Genomic DNA, 20707 nt, shown 5'->3' with positions numbered 1-20707 from the left:
GACGCTGCTTATTACACTTGGCCGAGCTTGAATCCGACACCGCGAATGGTGACGATCCAGTCCCGACAGCCCAGCTTGTTGCGGAGGCTGCTCACGTGCGTGTCCACGGTTCTACGGGACCAGGAATCTCCCCATATCTGCTGCATGAGCCTTTTGCGGGGGACGACGTTTCCGGGATTCGAGGCGAGCAGATAAAGGACGTCGAACTCTTTTCGGGTGACGTCTATCTGCTTTCCGTGGAGGCTGACCTGACGGGCTCCGGCGTCAATGCGGAGCGGGCCCTGGTCGATGACGTCCACGACGCGCGGCCGGGGCCTGGCGCGGCGCATGACGGCCTGCATACGGGCCATGAGCTCGCGGAATCCGTACGGCTTGACCATGTAGTCGTCGGCGCCGGCTTGGAGGCCGAGGACCCGGTCGAGTTCGGAGCCGCGGGCGGTGACGGCGATGATCGGGGTGTCTCCGGCGGCTCGAATCGCCCGGCAGACCTCAAGACCGTCGAGATCGGGCAGTTCGAGATCGATCAGGACCAGGTCGGCCGAGGTGTAGACCTGGAGCGCGGCGCCGCCGGTCTCGACGGTGGACACCTGGTGGCCGTGCCGGCGCAGGCCCGTCACGAGCGACTCGGCGTACCGGAGCTCGCTCTCCACCACGAGGATCCGCCAGCTGTCACAGCCGACGGAATCACGTCCGATATAAACGTCGGGTATCAGAGGTTTCGGTTTTTCCTGCGTACGCTGACTCATCGTCTCCCCCTAGACTGTTGTCCAACGAGTCTAAAAACCACCGCTTCGCTTTGTCAAAGATCGACGCCGTAAACGGGCTGTGTCCGCGAAGTAAAGGGGAACATTGAATTCCGGTTAAATTTTCCGGACCTTTTTTGATCCCCGAGGATACACCGGCCGCATGTACGGCCCCTGGCGGCCGAAGCATTCCGGACACACCCGCCCCACCCCGGCCGGGCCGCCAGCAGGTCGGGGCGCCCCCCGGCCGACGCGCCGCGCGACCGAAAACAGTCAGGAACACGCGTGTGCGCTACCCACAGACGTGTACGCGAGACCCCTTGACCACATATCGAGACATCGCCGGGGCGTCATGGTGAATTCTTTACCTGTGACCCATTCGGAGTGTGGCTGGAGTCACTTCCGGCCACCCCCGCCGGATCACGCGGACCGCTTGCGCGGGGTCGCCTTCTTCGCCTGCCGCTTCGTCGCGGCCGATCCGGCCGCCCCGGCCGCCCCGGCCGCCTTGGACTTGGCCGCACTCTTCGTGGCCGCGCTCTTCGCGGCGGTGCTCTTCGTGGCCGTGCTCTTGGCCGTGCTCTTGGCCGTGCCCTTCGCGGTGGATCCGCCGGAAGTCGCCGCCCTGGACGTCGACTTGCGGGCCGGTGCCGCCGTCTTCTTCGCCGCCGTCCGCGCGGTGGACTTCTTCGCGCCCGTCTCCTTGGGCGCGGCGGGTGCCCGTGCCGCCTTCTTGCCCGGCTTGAGCTCGGTCACCTCGGCGACCTTCTCCCCGGCCGGTTCGCCCCGGGCCTCCTTCGCCGCGCGGACGCTGCTCTCCAGGGCCGCCATCAGGTCGATGACCTGCCCGCCGCCCTCCGCCTCGGGCTCGGCGGGCGCCAGGGCGGCGCCACCCTCGGCCTTCGCCGCGATCATCTCTTCCACGGCCTCCCGGTAGTCGTCGTGCAGACCGGAGATGTCGACCTCGCCCAGGGTGGCCATCAGGGCGTCCGCCAGGTCGAGTTCGGCGTCCCGCACCGTGACGGGGGTCTCGGGCGCGACCCCCTCGGGGGCCCGGATCTCGTCCGGCCAGAGCAGCCCGTGCATGGCGATCACGTCGTCGACCACCCGCAGCATGCCGAGCCGCTCCCGCCCGCGCAGCGCGTACTTCGCCACCGCCACCTTGTCGCTGCGCTTCAGCGCCTCGCGCAGCAGCGTGTACGGCTTGGCGGCGGGCACACCGTTCGCGGAGAGGTAGTACGCGGCGTCCATCTGGAGCGGGTCGATCTCCCCCGCCGGGACGAAGGCCACGATCTCGATGGTCTTCGCCGTCGGGAGCGGCAGGGCGGCCAGGTCCTCGTCGGTGATCGGGATCATGGACCCGTCGGCGTCCTCGTACGCCTTGCCGATCTCCGCCGCGGAGACCTCCTCGCCGTCGAGTTCGCACACCTTGCGGTAGCGGACCCGGCCGCCGTCCTCCAGGTGGATCTGGCGGAAGGAGACCGACCGGCTCTCGGTGGCGTTCACCAGCTTGATCGGGATGCTGACCAGCCCGAAGGATATGGCGCCGTTCCAGATGGATCGCACGTTTCATCACCTTTCGAGCCGTTTGACCGTGATCATCCCGTTAAGTCGGGAATCATGGGATTCTCATCGTATGACGCCCATCACAGAGGTGGAGGGGCGGCGGCTGGCGCTCAGCAACCTGGACAAGGTCCTCCACCCCGCCACCGGCACCACCAAGGGCGAGCTGCTCCACTACTACGCCACCGTGGGGGCCGCGATCCTGCCCCATCTGCGCGACCGCCCGGTCTCCTTCCTGCGCTACCCGGACGGTCCCGACGGCCAGCTCTTCTTCACCAAGAACCCGCCGCCCGGCACCCCCGCCTGGGTGAAGACCACCCCCGTGCCCCGCTCCGAGGACCCGCGGGCCCGGCAGGTGATGGTCCAGGACCTGGCCTCGCTGATGTGGGCGGCCAACCTCGTCGTCGAGTTCCACACCCCGCAGTGGCGGGCGGGCGCCCAGGCCGTCGCCGACCGGCTCGTCCTCGACCTCGACCCGGGACCGCCCGCGAGCGTCGTCGAGTGCTGCCTGGTCGCCCGCCACCTGCGGGAACGTCTCGCCGCCGACGGTCTGACGGCGTACGCGAAGACCTCCGGCTCCAAGGGCCTGCACCTGCTCGTCCCGCTGGAGCCGACCCCGTCCGAGCAGGTCTCCGCGTACGCCCGCAGGCTCGCCGTCGAGGCCGAGGCGGAGCTCCCCCGGCTGGTCGTCCACCGCATGGCCAAGGCGCTGCGGCGGGGCAAGGTCTTCGTCGACCACAGCCAGAACGCCGCCGCGAAGACCACCGCCACCCCCTACACCCTGCGGGCCCGCCCGCTCCCCGCCGTCTCGGCACCGGTCACCTGGGCCGAGGTCGAGGCCTGCACCTCCCCCGACCGGCTCGTCCTGCTCCTGGACGACATCGCCCCGCGCCTGGAGCGGTACGGGGAGCTGCTCGCCCCGCTCTTCGACCCGGCGGCGGCGGGAGCGCTGCCGTGAACGGCACCGGGGCGGGCGCCCGCACCCCTGGTGCCGCGAGCGGCGACGCGACCGGCGACCGGGCCGGCGCCCCTCGTGCCGTCAACGGCGCCCGTACCCCCGGAGGAGGCCCATGACCACGGACCGGACCCCCGACCCCGCCGTCGTGCTCCGCCCGCCCGTCGACGTGATGCGGCCGCGGTCCGCCGACGAGATCCCGGCACAGGGCAGCGTCCCCGGCGGCCTCCAGTACTCCCTCAAGCTGGACGGTTTCCGCGCCCTCGCCTTCGTCCTCGACGGGGGCCAGGTCTTCCTCCAGTCCCGGGCCCGCCGCGACCTCTCCCCCGAGTTCCCGGCCGTCGCCGCGTACCTGGGCGAGCGGCTGCCGCCGGGCATCGTCCTGGACGGCGAGCTCTGCGCGTACCGCGAGGGCCGGCTGAGCTTCACCGACCTGCTCCGCACGCCCCGGGAGCGGGAGCGGGCCGGCGTCCCCGTCTCGTACATCGCCTTCGACCTGCTCGCCCTCCCCGGCCACGACCTGCGGGCCCGGCCCCTGCGGGAGCGCTGGGAGCTGCTCGGCGCGGCCCTCGCCGAGACCGGCCCGCCGCTCCAGCGGGTGCTCGCGACCGAGGACGAGGACACCGCGCGGGAGTGGTTCGGGAGCCTGCGGGAGACGGGCGTCGAGGGGATCGTGGCGAAGGCCTGGACCTCGGCGTACCGCCCGGGCGGCACCTGGTCCTGGCGGAAGGTGCGGTACGCGGACACCCGGGACGCCGTCCTGGCCGGCGTCTTCGGCCCGCCCGACCGCCCGCACGCCGTGCTCGTCCGGCTGCCCGACGGGCGCACCCTGCGCACCAGCCCCCGGCTGACCGCACCGCAGGCCCGCGAGGTCGCCGAGCGGACGGCGGGGCTCCTCGCGGGGCCGATGGCCGACCCCGAGCACGGGACCGTACGCCCGCTGACCGAGCACCTGCCCGTCGAGCTGCGCATGCCGGCCGGCCGCCAGGACACCGCACGGTTCGTCCGGGTACGGGACGGGGACGGGGAGCGAAAGCCTGCCCCGGACCCGGACCAGGAGCCGGACCGGGACCAGGGCCAGGACCCGGACCAGGAGCCGGACCCGGACCCCGGCACCGGCACCGGCACCGGCACCGGCACCGGCACCGACCAAGCCGCGAACGAGCCCCCTGGCTGATTCCCCCGCCCGCTCCGTCCCCCTCCTCCGGCGCTCCGTTCAGGACAAACTCAGCAAACACCGCCGCGGCCGCCCGACGGCCCACCCGGTGCGGAACAGGGCCGGTCGGCCGTCCGTGGGTACGGGTATGGACCGGGTGCGGGGGCCTCGTGAGGGTCCTGAGGGGGTCCGGGAGGGGTCCCGCGGGGCTCCGGCGGGGCGACGGGCGTTCCACCGGGTGGCGCAAAGCGAGCGGCCGCGCGGGGGTTCGCCGAGAGCGTCCGGCAGGCGGGCCCTCGTTGTCGGCACGTTGGTGCACACTTGCTGCCTGGTACAGCGCTCACGGGGAAGGCGGCCTGGCATGCTGACGGGGATCGAGGAGGTCGACTGGGCCTCGTTGGGGCACGCGTACGGCCCGGCGGACGATGTGCCGGAGCTGCTCCGTGGACTCGCCTCCGCCGATCCCGCCGAGCGGGAGAACGCGATCGACGGCATGTACGGGGCGGTCCACCACCAGGGCGACGTGTACGACTCGACGCTCGCCTGCATCCCCTTCCTGCTCGAACTCGTCGCCGACCCCGAGGTCCAGGACCGGGGCTGCATCGTCGAGTTGCTGACCAGCATCGGCGGCATCGACCTCGGCGACGACGAGGAGATCGCCGAACTCGACGCGGAGGACGAGGACTTCATACCTGCGGCGAACTACGCGATGGCCGCCGCCGCCATCGCCGCCGGTGCCGACGTCTTCCTCGGCCTGGTCTGCGACCCCGACCCCGAGGTGCGGATCGCGGCCCCGTGCGCGCTCGCCTCACTGCACCCCGACCCCGTGCGGGTGCTCGGCCTGCTGCGGGAACGGCTCACCGTCGAGCGGGACACCGAGGTGCGGCTGGCGCTGGTCCACGCCGTCGGCCGGCTCGCGCTGCGGCACGAGACGCTGCGCGCCGAGACCGCGGACTGGCTGGCCTGGCTCTCGCGCGCCGCGCAGGCGCCCGGGCTGCGGCTCGCGGCCCTCGCCCAGCTGGCCCGGGTCGCGCCCGCCGAGATCCCGCACGACGTGGTGGAGCGGGTCACCGTCCTCCTCGACGAGGTCCGCACCACGCCGGGCGAGCCGGCCGGGGAGACCCCGCGGGCGGCCACCCCGACCCTCATCGGGCAGGTCCGCGAGCTCCTGGAGGAGCACTCGGCGGGCCGCCCCACGCCGTGGACCGAGGAGCTGCTGCGCACCCTGCACACGGCCCTCGACGACCGGGTCGACGACCGCATCGCGCTGATCCTGGCCCAGCTGCGCAGCCCCGACTGGGGGCAGCGTTCGGACGCGATCTGGCTGTGCGGCGCCCTGATACGGGTGTGGCGCGGGCGGTACGAGGAGGTGGTCCGGCTCGTCGGCGCGCAGCTGAGCGACCCGGAGCCGCGGCTGCGCGAGGCCGCGACCTCCTTCCTGGAGCGCCTCTTCGAGCTGGCGGGCCCCTCGGCGGACGCGCTGGCGGTGCGGCTCGCCGCCGCCCCGCAGGGGCCGCTGGGCCTGGCTGGTCCGGGGGCGCGGGCCGGGCGGGGCGGGGCGCTGCTGGCGCTGGCGCGCTGCGGGGACGCGCGGGCGATCCCGCTGCTCGCGCGGGCCCTGGAGGAGGGCGAGGTGCGGCGCGAGCTGCTGTACGCCGTGAAGGCGCTGGGCCCGGCGGCGCTGCCGCTCGCCCCGGCGCTGCGGCGCAGGCTGGCCGAGGTGGAGCTGGACGAGCTCCTGTACGACCGGGCGGCGCCGCTGCTGTGCGCGCTGGGCGCGGTCCGGGGCGTGCAGGCGCTGCCGGAGGTGCTGCGGGTGCTGCGCGGGGCGCCGCCGAACCGGCGGGACTGGGTGCGGGAGGCGTGTCTGCGGACGCTGGCGGCGTTCGGGCCCTCGGCCCGGGAGGCGCTGGAGGACGCGCGGGCGCTGCTCGGCGCCGAGTCGGCGGCGGTGTCCTCGATGGCGGCGCAGGCCGTGTGGGCGCTGGACGGTTCGCCGGCGGAGGCGCTGGAGGCCCTGGGGCGCTGGCTGCGGCCGGGTGCCTCGGGCGCGGAGTGGTGCGCGGCGGCGCGGGCGCTGGGCGCGATCGGCCCGGCGGCGGCCGCGGCGGCCCCGGCGCTGCGGGCGGGGCTCGGGGCGCGGGACCTGTGGGTGCGGGTGCGTTCGGCGGCGGCGCTGTGGCGTGTGTCGGGCGACGCGGAGACGGTGCTGCCGGTGCTGCTGGCGGCCTGGGAGGAGAACCGGCACACGCGGGTGACGGTGGCCGAGTGCCTGGCGGAGATGGGTCCGGCGGCGGCGGAGGCGGAGTTCGCGATCCGTACCGAGCTGGCCCGAAGACACCGCCACAACGCGCGGGAGGACGGTGCGGGCTCGCACGACGTGCACGACGACGAGAAGCTGCTCACGCTGTGCCGGGCGGCGCTGGCCCGGATGGAGCGGCACCGGATGTGACTGCTTCGCGGGCCCGGCGCCGGCCGGCCGTTCCCCGACTGTAGACAACGTCACATGACGTCCTTCAGGTTCGGACTCGGCCCTCGGTGAGGCCCGGATCGGAGCCCGCGCGGCGCTGCCGTCCCGGTGGCGCGCTCCTCCTTCACGACCCCGTTCGCGGTCCGCTCGACACAGCGGATAGACAAAAAGGACTTCCCTGCGAATAAGGTCTATGAGAAGACGACCCCATCATCGTCTTCCCCGACCTGGGCCTGGTGAAGTGAGACGCGAGGGAACAGCGTGAGACCGCGCGGAGTGCAGCTCGTCGGCGCCGCGGCCGTCCCGGCCGTGGCGCTGCTCGGCGTGCTCGCCCTGACCGGCTGCGGCAGCCAGGGCGAACTGCGGAGCGCGGGCCCCACCCCCGCCGCCGTGGGACCGGTCCGGCTCTGGCCCGACCTGCCGCCCGCCACGAACCCGCCGATCGACTTCGGCGAGTCCGACACCGAGCGCGTCCCCGGCGTCGACGTCCCCGACAACGACGTCCACTCGCTCGACGCGGTGGCGGTCGTCCAGGCCGAGGTCCGCGCCCACGGCGACGCCCGCAGCGGCGCGGACGGGCTGTACGAGCAGACGGTCCGGGCGATCGACGCCTGCACCACCGACCGCGCGGGCTGCCCGGTCCTCGCCCCGTACTACCGCGACCTCACCGGCAACGGGCGCGACGAGCTGATCGTCGGCATCCGGATGCCCGACCAGCAGCTCGGCGTGCGGGTCTACCTCGCCGAGAACGGCGGGCTGACCCGGATCATGTCCACCGTCGACCAGGTGGTCAGCGTCGAACTGGCCGGCCGGGACCTGATCACGCGGGTCAGCTCGGCGGGCATCCCGGGCTACGAGTACCGGACCGCCTGGTCCTGGGACGAGCAGCAGCGCACGATGCTGCCCGCGCGGGACGAGATCGTGCGGGTCAAGCCGCCGGGGCCCGGGACCTCGGTCGTCCCGGCGCCCGCGTTCGTCAGCCCCAGCGCCACCCCGGCCCCGGCCACGCCGCCGCCCGCCGCACCCGGCGCCGGGCGGCCCGAGGCGGCTCCGCCCGAGGTGATCCGGTGAGGCGGCCCCGGCTGCCCGCCTGGACCGCGACGCTCACCTGGAAGGCCGCGGTCTTCATCACCGTCATGTGCTGCGCGCTCGCGGCGCTGCTCGGCGTGCTCGTCCATGTGTCGGTGGCCGGCCAGACGGTGCGGGACTCCCGCGACAAGGCGCTCGGCCGGCTCGACGAGGTCAGCGGGCTGTACGAGGCGGGCGAGCCGCTCCCCCGCTTCGCCGGGGTCGACCCGGAGGGGCTGCCCGCCTCGCTGCGGGCGCTCGCGGTGCGCGGCGACCGGGGCACGATGGTCACCGAGTACCGGGGGCGGCCGACGATGTGGGCGGCGGGCCCGGCGGACGGCAGGGCCCTCGCCGTCCGCGTCGACTACACGAGCGGCGCGGCCACCATCGACGGCCTGGACCGCTCGATCCTGGGCTCCTCGGTGCTGGCCATCGGTGCCACCCTGCTCGTCGGCGCCTTCGCCGTCACCCGGATCACCCGGCGGCTGCACCTGACCGCGCAGGTGGCCCGGCGGATCAGCGCCGGCGACCTCGACGCACGCGTCAACGACCCCCGTACCGAGGACCCTTCGCGCCCCCAGGACGAGGTGGCGACGGTCTCCGGGGCGCTCGACACGATGGCCTCCTCGCTCCAGCGCAAGCTGCAGACCGAGCAGCGCTTCACCGCCGACGTGGCGCACGAGCTGCGCACCCCGCTGACCGGCCTGTCCGCCGCGGCCGAACTGCTGCCCGAGGGGCGCCCGTCGGAGCTGGTGCGGGACCGGGTGCGGACGATGCGCGGGCTCACCGAGGACCTCCTGGAGATCTCCCGCCTGGACGCGGGCACCGAGACCGTGGACCTCGCCGTGCACGAGCTCGGGCCGCTGGCGGAACGAGTGGTGCGCGGCTCCGGCACCCCGACCGAGGTGCGGATCGCGCGCGACGCGACGGTGGAGACGGACCGGCGGCGCCTGGAGCGGGTGCTCGGCAACCTGGTCGCCAACGCGCACCGGCACGGGCTGCCGCCGGTGGTGCTGAGCGTGGACGGGCCGGTGGTGACGGTACGGGACCACGGCGCCGGGTATCCGGAGTACCTGCTGGCCACGGGCCCGCAGCGGTTCCGTACGGAGAGCGGCGGCAAGGGCCACGGGCTCGGTCTGACGATCGCGGTGGGGCAGGCCGAGGTGATCGGCGCGGAGCTGGTGTTCGCCAACGCGCCGGACGGCGGGGCGGTGGCCCGGCTGACGCTCCCGGAGTACGTGCCGTGCACGGATCCGGACGACGGGACGGACACCGCCGGGAACGCCGGGCGTGGGACCCAGGCGAACTGACGGCCGCCCCACGGCACACCGTCACACAAAAGGGACATAAGGCTTACTGCTTGCTACGTTGCGGACCATGACCGCACCGCCGCCGGCGAACACGAAGGACGCGCGGGACGCGCCCCCGCCGGGGCTGCGCATCCCCAAGCGCCGCGGCGTGGAACTCTCCCTCCTCGTCTGCGCCGTCCTCATCTGCGTCTACGGCTACGCGGAGGTCGGCCTGGCCCGCAGCGGCGCCGTGCCGCCGGACGCCGCCCGGTACGGCGCCGGGCTCGGACTGCTCGCCCTGCTCGCGCATCTCGCGGTCCGGTGGCGCGCCCCGTACGCCGACCCGCTGCTGCTGCCGATCGCCGTCCTGCTCAACGGACTCGGCCTGGTCCTCATCTACCGGCTCGACCTGGAGACCCCCGGCGACCGGGCCGCCCCCACCCAGCTGGTCTGGTCGACCCTCGGCGTCGGCCTGTTCATCGTGGTGGTGCTGCTGCTGCGCGACCACCGGGTGCTCCAGCGGTACGCGTACCTGTCGGTGGCGACGGCGCTGGTCCTGATGATCCTGCCGATCTTCTTCCCCGCGGTGAACGGGGCCAAGATCTGGATCCGGCTCGGCGGACTCTCCTTCCAGCCCGGGGAGTTCGCGAAGATCCTGCTCGCGGTCTTCTTCGCCGCGTACCTCGCCGCCAACCGCAACGCCCTCGCCTACACCGGCCGCACGGTCTGGCGGTTCCAGTTCCCCACCGGCCGCGTGCTCGGCCCGATCGTCGCGATCTGGCTCCTCAGCGTCGGCGTCCTGGTCCTGGAACGCGACCTGGGCACCTCGCTGCTGTTCTTCGGCCTCTTCGTGATCATGCTGTACGTGGCGACCGGCCGCACCGGCTGGATCGCCGTCGGGCTCGTCCTCGCCGCGGCCGGCGCCTTCCTGGTCGGCTCCCTCGAACCCCACGTCCACAGCCGGGTCCAGGACTGGCTCGACCCCTTCGCCTCGATCCGGGCCGGCGACGGACCCGGCCAGCTCGCCCAGTCGCTCTTCGCCTTCGCCGCCGGCGGGATGCTCGGCGCGGGCCTCGGCCTCGGCCACTCCGTCCTCATCGGCTTCGCCGCCAAGTCCGACTTCATCCTCGCCACCGCCGGCGAGGAACTCGGCCTGGTCGGCCTGACCGCCCTCTTCCTCCTGTACGCCCTGCTCGTCGCCCGCGGCTACCGCGCCGGGCTCGCCCTGCGCGACCCCTTCGGCCGGCTCCTCGCCATCGGCCTCGCCTCGATCCTGGCCCTCCAGGTCTTCGTCATCGCCGGCGGGGTGATGGGCCTGATCCCGCTCACCGGCATGGCGATGCCGTTCCTCGCCCAGGGCGGCTCCTCGGTCGTCACCAACTGGATCATCGTGGCCCTCCTGGTCCGGGCCTCCGACTCGGCCCGGGCCCCCCGCCCCGACATGGCCGAGGGCGGGGTCATCGCACCGATCGTGGAGGACGCGAAGTGAGCCGAGAGAAGAACTGGGGCACGTGAAGTGATCCGCTACATCCGCCGGGCCGCCGCCCTCTGCCTGGTCCTCCTCGTCGCCCTGCTCGTCAACGCGGCCCGGGTCATGGTCTTCGAGGCCGACGCGTACGACGCCAACCCGGCCAACCGCCGGATCGCGATCACCCGCTGGGGCGAGCCGCGCGGCGAGATCGTCGTGGACGGGCACCCGGTCACCGGCTCCCGCGACAGCGGCCAGCAACTGCGCTACGAACGCACGTACACCCAGGGCCCGTTGTACGCACCGGTGACCGGCTACGCCTCCCAGACGTACGGCACGACCCTCGTCGAGAACGCGGAGGACGACCTCCTCTCCGGCACCGACCCGATGCTCGCGCCGCTGCCGCTGTGGAACGACGTCAGCCGCGGCCGGCAGCCCGGCGGCGACGTCGTCACCACCATCCGGGCCCGGATGCAGGAGGCCGCCTACCGCGGCCTGAACGGCAAGCGGGGCGCGGTCGCCGCGATCGAACCGGCGAGCGGCCGCATCCTCGCGCTGGTCTCCTCCCCCTCGTACGACCCGGGCGTCCTGTCCGGCACGGGCCCCGCGGTGGCCGACTCCTGGAAGCGGCTCACCACCTCCCCGAACCAGCCGATGCTGAACCGGGCGCTGCGCCAGACCTACCCGCCCGGCTCCACCTTCAAGATCGTCACCGCGGCGGCGGCCCTCGACGCGGGCGTGGTCACCGACGTCGACGCCCCCACCCGCACCCCCGACCCGTTCGTCCTGCCCGGCACCCGCCGGGTCCTCCCCAACGAGGCCACGGGCTGCGGGAACGCCTCCCTCGCGTACGCGATCCAGTGGTCCTGCAACACGGTGATGGCCGGCCTCGGGGTGAAGGTCGGCCTGGCGGACATGGTGACGGCGGTCGGGAAGTTCGGCTTCAACGACACGGGCCTGCGGGTCCCGTCCTGGGTGGCCAGGTCCACCTTCGACACCGACATGAGCGACGACCAGCTGGCCCTGTCGTCGATCGGCCAGTTCGACACGGCCGCCACCCCGCTCCAGATGGCGATGGTCGCCGCGGCGGTGGCCAACAACGGCGAGATCGCCGCCCCCCACCTGATCGACCGCACCACCACCGCGCGCGGCACCACCGTCGACACCACCGGCCGCCGCAGCTACCGCCAGGCCATGAGCCCCTCGACCGCGAACCAGCTCCAGAACCTGATGGTCCGCGCGGTGGAGGAGGGCACCGGCACGAACGCCGCCATCCCCGGCGCCCGCGTCGGCGGCAAGACGGGCACGGCCCAGCACGGCCTCGGCAACACCGGCACCCCGTACGCCTGGTTCATCGCCTGGGCCCAGGCCACGGACTCGGCCCAGCCGGCGGTCGCGGTCGCGGTGGTCGTGGAGGACGCGGAGGCGAACCGGACGGACATCAGCGGCGGCGGCAGCGCGGCGCCGATCGCGCGGGCGGTGATGGAGGAGGGGCTGCGGCTGGAGGCGGAGGGGCGGGGGCGGTGAGGCGCGGGGAGACGGCCCTGAAACGGCTGAACGCCCGGCCGAGGAGACTCGGCCGGGCGTCCCGGATGACCGGTTACTGCTTCGCGGTCAGAGCTCGCCGCGGCGTGCGAGCTGCTTCAGCGCGTTCTCCCGGATGACCTCGTTCTCGTCGTCGCGCAGACCTTCGAGAACCTCCCGCGCCTCGGGGCCGGGAATGGCGCCGAGCCCCCAGATCGCCTTCACCGCGAGCGCCCGGGCCTCGTCGTATTCCAGGTACTCGGGAACCCAGCGGGTCGCCAGGGCCAGCGCCTGCACCGTCTCGGGCGAGCGGAGCTTGGCCAGCGAGGACACGACGTCCTCGTGGCGCTTGTGCCAGTCGGCACCGGCCAGCTCGATCAACGGCTCCAGGAACTCGTCACCCGAGGCGCCGGCGTTGGCCTTGACGATCAACGCCATCTCGACGTCACCGGCGTCCCGGCGCTCCACGGCCTGCCTGAGCAGCCGGAGGGCCAAGGCCCCACCGTCGGACTCGCCGTAGTGGGCGAGCACCTCGTCGAGCGTGCGCGCACGGCCCTTGCCCGGTACGAAGACCAGGCCCATGATCAGTTCCCGCTCCTCCGGAGTCATCGCCTGATCACCTCCCATCCAGTGACGTTCTCGTTGAACAGCTTAAGCGCCTTCCCCCGGCCCAGGCCGACGTTGATCTGGTCGCCCTCCTGCTTGAACTGCGCGTAGTTCCTGTTCCACTTCTTCACGGACGTGATCGCAGGCATGTCCGGGAACTCCGCCAGGACCATCGCGGACTCGTCCCGCACCCCGATCTTCGCGAGTGCCGCCCTGGTGCCCGGCTTCACCGTGAACTTGACGAGAACACCGTCATAGTCCTCCGAGAAGGCCTGCGTCGGTGAGGTGAACGTCTCTCCGGTCGCCGACAGGCCGCCACCTTCCTGCAGCGTCTTGAAGTGCGCCTCGCTCATCGACCGGTAGAAAGTTTCTCCCTCCGCGTCGCCACCACCGCCGCCACCGCCGCCGCCACCGCCGCCGTCGGCCTTGCCGGAGCCGCCGCTGCCGCTGGAGCCGCCGTTGCTGCGGGAGGAGCCGCCGGACTTGCCGCCGCCTCCGCCACCGGAGCTCTTGCCGTTGCCGGCGGCGGGCTTGCGCTGCGGCATGGAGGAGGGCTTGGGCGCCGCCTTGGACTGGGCCGCCTTATGGGTGTTGTTACCCGTCTTGCGCTTGGCCGCGGCTGCCGCGTCGGCCTTTCTCTTGGCTGCTTCGGCGGCTTTCTTCTTGGCCCGTTGCGCGGCTTCCTTCTTGGCCTTCTCGATGGCCAGCTTCTTGGCCTTCAAGGCCGCTGCCTCGGCCGCCTTGGCGGCCTTGAGGACGATCTCGGCGGCCTTCTTCGCGGCCTTGAACGCCTTGATCGCGTCGATGGTGCGGTTGATCGCCTTCAGGACCGACGGGATCTTGCCCAGCTTCGACCACGGAATGGCGTCCAGGATGATGCTGCCGCACGACCACATGTCACCGCCGAAGCAGGCCATGGCGTCGGTGATGCCGATGAAGTCCTTCAGCGTCGACCAGGCGATCGAGAGGATCACCGAGGACAGCGACTTGCCCATCATGGACTGCGCCTGGGCGACCTGCGCCGGGGACAGACCCGCGCCCGTGAGGGCCGCGTTCTTCTCCGAGGCCGTCAGGGTGATCGCGAGACCGCTCGGGTCGGCGTACGTGAGCGGGTTGTTCTGCGCGTACGCGTACCCGTTTGACTGCAGCGGGTCGTTCAGATCGACCTCGGCGTCGGCGGACAGGAAGCGTCCGACCACCGGGTCGTAGAGACGGGCACCCAGCGGCTGGAAGCCGGAGGAGTCGTCACGTGTCTGGCCCAGGAACCCCTTGCTGGTCTGGATGTTCTGCCCGGCCTTGTCGGCACCGCGCTGGTTGCCGAAGGGGTCCTGCTTGCGGATCCGCACCGGCATGGCCGTGTAGAGGCCGACCTCGGCGTACACGCTGCCCTGGTGATCCGTGGCGAGCGCGGTGAGCGCGTCGCCGCCCGTGCCGTTGGCGTAGCGCAGGATCGCGCCGTCGGGCGTCGAGTACGTGCGCTCGCTGCGGACCAGGATGCCGCCCTGCTGGACGGTGACCTGCGTCTCGCCCAGGTGCAGCGTGGCCTGCTTGCCCTGGATGGTCAGCAGGCGGCTGCCGCCGGGGCCGTAGATGTGACGGGTGTCGTTCTGCGGCAGCCACTGCTGGGCAGCCGCGGCGGCGTCGCAGGTGGCGAGCACGATCAGCGTGCCGTTCGCGTTCACCGCCCCCTGCGCCGCGAGGCACAGGTTGGAGGAGACGTGGATCAGCTGACCGGAGGCGTTGCGCTTGACCTGCTGGTTGGCGGCGCCGCTGCACTTCTGCAGCTGGAGCGCGGAACCCGCCGTGTTGGCGGCCGGCTGGAGGCACCAGTTGCCGTAGACCTTCAGGGTGCCCAGGTTCGCGTCGGCCTGCGGGGCCTGCGGCGTACCGGGGACCGGCTCGAACTGCCAGCTCTGCGCCACCGTGCCGTTGCAGGCGTACAGCTGGATCGCCTGGCCGGCGGACGCGAGACCCGACTTCAGGTCGAGGCACTTCTGGCCCAGACCCACGTACGGGGTCTTGCCACCCGAGCCCTGACCGGTGATCCGGTCCACCTGACCGTCGTAGGTCCAGGACAGTTCCTGCTTGTCACCGTTCTCGACCGAGGTGATCGTCTTGGTCTCGCCGGTCAGCTCGTACAGACGCGTGGCCTCGGCCTTGACCTGCTGCCCCGCGGGGGTGGTGTAGGTCTTCGACACCTTGGTCAGCGTGTGCGGCTGGCTGCCGTCGGTCTTGCCGTACCCGTAGGTGCTGACGGCGTCCTTGGCGGTGTTGCCGGTGAGGTCCTTCTCGGTGAGCTTGGTGCGGTTGCCGAGAAGGTCGTACTCGTACTCCTGCCAGTAGCCGGAGCCGTCGGTGCCGGAGACGGCGTTGAGCGTGCCGTCGGTGTTCTTCGGGGTGGTGCAGCCCTGCGTCGCCGGCGCCTTGTTGGTCCAGGCGGACTTCAGCTGGCCCAGCGGGTCGTAGGAGAAGCACTGACGCTCCTCGATCCCGACGGACTTCTCCTGGATCGAGCTGACGTTGCCGGCCGGGTCGTAGGAGTACGCCCGGTTCGACACCAGGGTCCCGCCGACGAGGGTCCGGTCGGCGGTCGTGTCGTTGGGGCCGCCCTTCTCGCGGTGGACCGACTGCTCCGTGAGCTCACCGGTGCTCTCGTCGTACGTGTTCTGCGTCCACACCCGGTACGGCATCGCGCCGAGGGTGGAACGGAGCACCTGGCCGTAAGGCGAGTAGATCGTCTCGGAGCCGTACCAGTCCTTTCCGGAGATCCCGACCGGCTTGCCGTCCTCGTTGTAGCGGACGACCAGCTTCTCGCTGGCGAACTTGCCGGCCGCGGGAAGGGTGCTCTCGTTCAGCATGCCGTTGTCGGAGTACACGTAGTCGTACGTGTAGTCCTTGGCGAAGCCCCACGTGTCGACGATCGACTGCGGCAGCGACAGGGTGGTCGAGGTCGGCTGGTAGTCCTTCGTGTAGCCGTTGACCTTCTGCGTGTACGCCATCGCGTCCGTGTAGCGGGTGGCGGTGGCGGGCATGCCCTTGCCGCCCGGGACGGAGTCGTAGGTGAGGTCCTCCAGCAGCTTGCCGGAAGCGCTCGTCTCACGCGTCTGGATCGGCCGCGACAGCTCGTCGTAGCCGGTCCAGACCTTGACGCCACGGGCGTTGCTCGTGGTCTGCGCGCGGTCGTAGGAGTCGTACTCGATCCGGGTGGTGCCCTTGTCCGGGTCGGTGGTGGTCTCCATGTTGCCGCGGTGGTCGTACGTCCAGGACCACGGGTGCGTCGGGTCCGCCGAGGCGGTCGCCTTCACGGGCTGGCCGTCCGCGTCGTACTCGTAGCGAGTCGACGTGAAGCCGCCCGGCGCCGCCGGGTTGAACGTGTCCGTCCGGACGGAACGGCCCAGCGCGTCGGTCCAGACGCGGTAGGTCGAGTCGCCCTGCGGCTGGATGACCTTCGACCAGTCCGCACCGTACTCGTAGCGGACGGCCTTCTCCGGGACCTCCTGCGAGATGGCCTCGGTCGTGCCCGGGGCCTTCACCTTGAGGACCGGCATCTCCGTGAGCACGCGGCCGAGACCGTCGTACTCGTAGCGGGTGATGTTCGGGACCGTGGTGTCCGCGAGCGGAGTGAACAGCTCTCCGTTCGGGGCGTCCTGGTTCAGGTAGGCGTTGTTGGTCTGGTAGATCTCACCGGCGCTGTCGTACAGCGTGTCGGTGATCAGACGGCCGCCGCCGTCCGCCTGCTCCTGCGACTGCCGCTCGCGGCCCATGCCGTCATAGATCGTGACGGACTTCTCGATCCGGTCCTCGTAGCCGCGCGCGTACGTGACGACGTAGGGAGGCTTCCGGATCTTCTTGCCGTCCGGGTCGTCCGGGTCCGTCTCCTCCTTCGGGATCACGTACTCGGCGCGGAAGTCCGCCACGCCGGAGCCCGGGGTGCGGCCCGTCGCCCAGGCCTCGGCCATACGGCCCAGCGGGTCGTAGACCGCCTCGCTGGTGTAGCCGTTGGCGTCGGTCGTCTTCAGCGCGACGGAACGGCCCGGCTCCAGCTCCTGGATCTGGCTGTGGCCGAGGACGTTGGTCGTGGTGACCTTGAAGACCTGGCCCGTGGCCGGGCCCTCGGTGGCGTAGGTGATCGTGGAGGACTTCGGAGTCGGCTTCGTCAGCTGCTCGGAGTTGGTCTGCCGGATCACCCGGCCGATCTCGTCGAAGCCGTTGGTGCCGTTGGTCTGGAAGGCGGTGCCGGTGCGGTTGAGCGACCACGACTCGGTGGCCAGGCCACGGGTCGCGGCGCCGAGCGCCGTTCCGTACGCCGTTCCGTCGTACGACGTCCGCTGGCCGCCGCTGAGGGTGGCCAGGTTGCTCCAGTTGGCGTCGGCGCACAGCGTCGGCGAGACCAGGACCTGCTTGGACAGACCGATCAGGTTCTTGTCCGTCTGGTGCAGGTACTCCAGCTTGGTGCAGGACTCGTCGCCGGTCTTGCCGTCGTCGCCGAGGGACTCCACCTGGGTCGGCAGACCGTACGTCGACTCGTAGCTCGTGCTGGTCCGCACCGTCCGCAGGGTGCGCTTGTCGTCGCCCGTGCCGGACGACTTCGTGTACGCGACCTCCTCCGGCTCCGTGACCCGCCACGCCTTCAGCGGGGTCAGGCCGTCGCCGCGGTCGCGGCTCGCCAGTTCGGTGGCGTCGAGGACGGTGACGCCGCGGGTCAGCCAGTTGGCGTCCGCGTCCGTCGCGTTGCTGTAGGAGAGTTCCTCGGCGATGCGGCCCGCGAAGGCGTCGCGGTCGTAGACCTGGGCGCCGGCCGCCGTCTTGATCGGGTTGCCGTGGATGTCCGTCATGGGGACGTTGTCGCCCATGCCGCGGTAGAAGCGGGTGACGGCCTTGGTCTTGGGCGCCTCGGCGCCCGGACCGCCCTGGCCGGGGGTGTCCTCGCCGGGGGTGGAGCCCTCGCCGCTGTCGGAGGCGGCCTTGCGCTCGCCGGTGATGACCGTGGTCTGCTCGAAGCCCGCGAACTGCGAGTAGGTCCGGGTGGACTTCTTCGTGAACTCGGCCTCGGCCAGCTTCCAGCCGGCATTCTTGTAGTCGTACGCCGTCGTCGTCGAGAACGAGCCGGCGACGTTCGGCAGCTCCTCGATCGAGTCGACCACGTACTTGTTGAACCAGTCGATGTCCTCGACTTCGGAGTCCGGGTGCCAGTACGAGGGGTAGCACAGGCGCGTGTTGGACTTCAGCGCCGCCGTGTCGCTCTTGCCGGGCAGGCCGGTGCCGGAGAGGCACTGGTCCTCGCGCTTCTTGTACTCGACGACGGTCTCGCCGCCGTACTCGTTGACGACGCGGGCGACACGCAGCCGGGAGAAGCCCGGGCGCGGGTCGGTGGCCTCGCTGCCGCCGCGCAGGACGCGGTTGGGCATGTCGTCGGCGTTGTACTCGAAGCGGACCGGGTTCAGCTCCACCTTGGCGTCGGTCGTGCCCTTGCGGCCGTAACCGGTGCGCTGGATCGACTCAAGCCACAGGGCCGTGTTGGCGCCCGTCCTGAGGACCGGGAAGCTCTGCTTGAGCTGGTACTCGTCGACGACCTGGCGCGCGGAGGTGGTGGTCAGGCGCTGCGCGGACGTGGTGATCTTGTCCAGGCGCTTGGTGGTCCAGAACGTCGGACCGGCGTTCCAGCACTTCCGCTTGTACGTCGAGGTGACGGCCTGGCAGCGCAGGTCGGCCGGGGTGTCGTACCAGATGCGGTACTTACCCGGGTCGGGCGACGCGAAGTTCTCGTCCGAGCAGGTCAGCGTGGATTCGGGGTAGCAGCGCTCGGCGACCTCGAAGCCGATGCGCGCCGGCGCGGTGGCGGTGAAGATCGAGTCCTTGCGCTGGCCGTAGTAGATGTGCGACAGGTAGCCGCCGCGGTCGTACTTGACCGGACCCTTGAAGTAGAAGTTCTTCGCGTAGTAGTTCTGCTCCTTCTTCCACCAGAAGGACATGGCGTTGCCGTGGATGTCCTCGACGTAGTCGAGGTTCCACTGCCAGCCCTGGGTGCAGGACGACTTCTTCCAGTCCTCCTTGGTCGGGCCCGCGTAGCAGGGCTCGTCCGGGTGGTTGCCGTAGACGGGCGCCGTGAGGACGGAGTCGGTGGTCGGGTCGTCGGGGTCGGTGCCGTGGTTCGACCAGCCCGGGAGGCGGTTCAGGCCGAAGTGGTACTTGGTGCCGTCCTTGGTGGTGACGATCCAGTACTCGTTGTTGCGGGCCTTGTTGTCGGTGTCCTCACCGGTGACCTGCTGGATCGTGGAGCCGTCGCCGTTGGCGGTGAACCACTGCTTCTTGCCCGCGTCCCACACCAGCTCGGTGGTCATGCCGCCGAGCGAGAGGGTGGCGTTGTTGGAGCCCCAGCAGAGGTCCGCGGTGCGGTGGTCCTTGTTGTTGGCCCCGGCCTTCTTGGAGTCCTGGCGGCAGTTGGTGTAGTTCCGGCTGATGGAGCCCGGGTTGTACTCCCAGCCGTCGCCGATCCAGGAGGCCTGGTTGTTCGACGAGGAGGTGCGGCCGTCGACGGACTGCGAGTTGTACGACAGGTTCACCTTCGGCATCAGGCCGCCGGCGGTCTCCGGGGTCTGCACCTGGTACGCGTAGGTGAAGGCGCCGTTGGAGGAACCCGCCGCCCACGAACCGGCGGACAGCAGCGGCGAGGCCGTGAAGTCACCGGACGCCGAGGAGCCGGTGTCCATCGCGCCGACGACCTGGCGGCCGGAGGCGTCGACGACCTGGAGGCCGTCCGCGGCCGGCAGGGACGCCTTGCGCGCGGAGGCGCCGGAGGTCTGCGACGCGGCACCCGCGTCCGGCAGCAGGTTCGCGACCGGAACGGTTCCCGACAGGATCTGCCGGGTCTTGGAGCCCTTCTTCGAGGTCGGCTTCAGACCGGCCTGCGCCGTCGGCACGTCCTTGACGGTGCTGCGCAGCCGCTCGACGCCGTGGTCCTGCTCGGCCTTCCCGGCCATGGTCTCGACGCCCTCGTCGGGGGCGCAGTCGCCGGTGTCCGGGGAGTCGAGGACACAGTTCGGCAGCAGCATCAGGCCGAAGCGCTCGGCGGCGAGCTGGCCGTAGCGGTCCTTGAAGTCGCTGGTGTCGACGTCGAGGAGCACCTGCGCGGTGGGGTCGGCGGTGGCCGGGGGCACGATCTCCATGACCATGCCGGGGACGCCGGACTCCTCGGACGTGGTGGTCGACTTGATCGCGACCTGCCAGTCACCCGCGATCGTGGCGGGGTCCTGTCCGACCGGGACACCGACACCGACCGGCAGCAGCGCCGAGGTGGCCGTGTTGGTGACCTGGACGGTCTTGCCCGCCTCGACCTTGGACGGGTCGGCCTTGCCGGCGTCCGCCACCCAGGGGTCGACCGCCTGCGGCACGTACGGCTTGACCTCTTGGGCCTGAGCGGTGCTCAGGATCTTCTGGGCCGCGATGTCGTCGGCCAGGGTGGTGCTCTCCGGGATGTCCGGGAGGTCGACCTCGGCGGTCGTCTCCTCGCGGCTCATCCCGTCTCCGGGGACGGCCAGGGCCTGCGAGCCCAGGCTGGTCACCGTCAATGTCGATGACAACAATAGGACGATCGCCGTGCGGCTTCGCCGACGGCGTCGTCGTTGTGACTCCGTCATGGCGAGGCGATTGCGCCCCAGCCATGACAGTGGACCTGAAGCACGCATACGCGTCGACTCCCACCCAGACGAACAAGACAACGGATGAGGTGCGGAAACACCAAAGAGCACGCGCCCGGATCAGGCGCGTGCGTGCGCACTCTCTGTCATGTACTGCTCTGGATTCAAGATCGAGGAAAACGCCCGCGCTCGCGCGAGGTGAGATTCGCCACGGTGCATTCGCAAACAGAG

11 protein-coding genes are annotated in these 20707 nt (G+C 71.5%); 7 read left to right on the top strand and 4 right to left on the bottom strand.

What is annotated here, in order from left to right:
* Window positions 1–11: 11 nt before the first annotated feature.
* Window positions 12–746: a response regulator transcription factor gene (locus tag ACZ3ZE_RS28880; RefSeq protein ID WP_467261373.1), complete on the bottom strand. Its 735-nt coding sequence runs from the start codon at window positions 744–746 to the stop codon at window positions 12–14.
* Between the two features lie 417 nt (window positions 747–1163).
* Window positions 1164–2306, bottom strand: a complete 1143-nt coding sequence (gene ku / locus ACZ3ZE_RS28875) for a non-homologous end joining protein Ku (RefSeq protein ID WP_361178887.1) — start codon at window positions 2304–2306, stop codon at window positions 1164–1166.
* 70 nt (window positions 2307–2376) lie between these two features.
* On the opposite strand from ku, the gene ligD reads away from it, so the two are divergent.
* From ligD to ACZ3ZE_RS28840, 7 genes are all read left to right on the top strand, one after another.
* Window positions 2377–3261 (top strand): non-homologous end-joining DNA ligase, encoded by an 885-nt coding sequence (gene ligD, locus ACZ3ZE_RS28870; RefSeq protein ID WP_442306203.1) that lies wholly within the window; start codon window positions 2377–2379, stop codon window positions 3259–3261.
* A 112-nt stretch (window positions 3262–3373) separates the two neighbouring features.
* Window positions 3374–4435 (top strand): ATP-dependent DNA ligase, encoded by a 1062-nt coding sequence (locus ACZ3ZE_RS28865; protein ID WP_467261371.1) that lies wholly within the window; start codon window positions 3374–3376, stop codon window positions 4433–4435.
* A 340-nt stretch (window positions 4436–4775) separates the two neighbouring features.
* A complete protein-coding gene (locus tag ACZ3ZE_RS28860; RefSeq protein ID WP_467261369.1) occupies window positions 4776–6866 on the top strand; it encodes a PBS lyase in 2091 nt (696 codons plus the stop codon).
* A 279-nt stretch (window positions 6867–7145) separates the two neighbouring features.
* Window positions 7146–7955: a hypothetical protein gene (locus ACZ3ZE_RS28855; RefSeq protein WP_361629222.1), complete on the top strand. Its 810-nt coding sequence runs from the start codon at window positions 7146–7148 to the stop codon at window positions 7953–7955.
* Entirely contained in the window at window positions 7952–9262 is a 1311-nt protein-coding gene (locus tag ACZ3ZE_RS28850) for a HAMP domain-containing sensor histidine kinase (RefSeq protein ID WP_361629225.1), read from the top strand. The genes ACZ3ZE_RS28855 and ACZ3ZE_RS28850 overlap by 4 nt, the downstream gene beginning before the upstream one ends.
* A gap of 67 nt (window positions 9263–9329) precedes the next feature.
* Entirely contained in the window at window positions 9330–10730 is a 1401-nt protein-coding gene (locus ACZ3ZE_RS28845; RefSeq protein WP_361178876.1) for an FtsW/RodA/SpoVE family cell cycle protein, read from the top strand.
* Between the two features lie 27 nt (window positions 10731–10757).
* Window positions 10758–12236 (top strand): penicillin-binding transpeptidase domain-containing protein, encoded by a 1479-nt coding sequence (locus ACZ3ZE_RS28840; RefSeq protein ID WP_361178874.1) that lies wholly within the window; start codon window positions 10758–10760, stop codon window positions 12234–12236.
* 87 nt (window positions 12237–12323) lie between these two features.
* Here ACZ3ZE_RS28840 and ACZ3ZE_RS28835 read toward each other — a convergent pair whose 3' ends face one another.
* Both ACZ3ZE_RS28835 and ACZ3ZE_RS28830 read right to left on the bottom strand, forming a co-directional pair.
* Window positions 12324–12842 carry a HEAT repeat domain-containing protein gene (locus ACZ3ZE_RS28835; protein WP_361178872.1) on the bottom strand — a complete coding sequence of 173 codons (519 nt, stop codon included), beginning with the start codon at window positions 12840–12842 and terminating at the stop codon, window positions 12324–12326.
* Window positions 12839–20356 carry a ricin-type beta-trefoil lectin domain protein gene (locus ACZ3ZE_RS28830; protein ID WP_361178969.1) on the bottom strand — a complete coding sequence of 2506 codons (7518 nt, stop codon included), beginning with the start codon at window positions 20354–20356 and terminating at the stop codon, window positions 12839–12841. The genes ACZ3ZE_RS28835 and ACZ3ZE_RS28830 overlap by 4 nt, the downstream gene beginning before the upstream one ends.
* Between the last annotated feature and the right edge of the window lie 351 nt (window positions 20357–20707).

The sequence above is a fragment of the Streptomyces sp. NPDC023157 genome (assembly GCF_055560575.1).
This window is presented reverse-complemented; position numbering and strand designations above follow the sequence as displayed.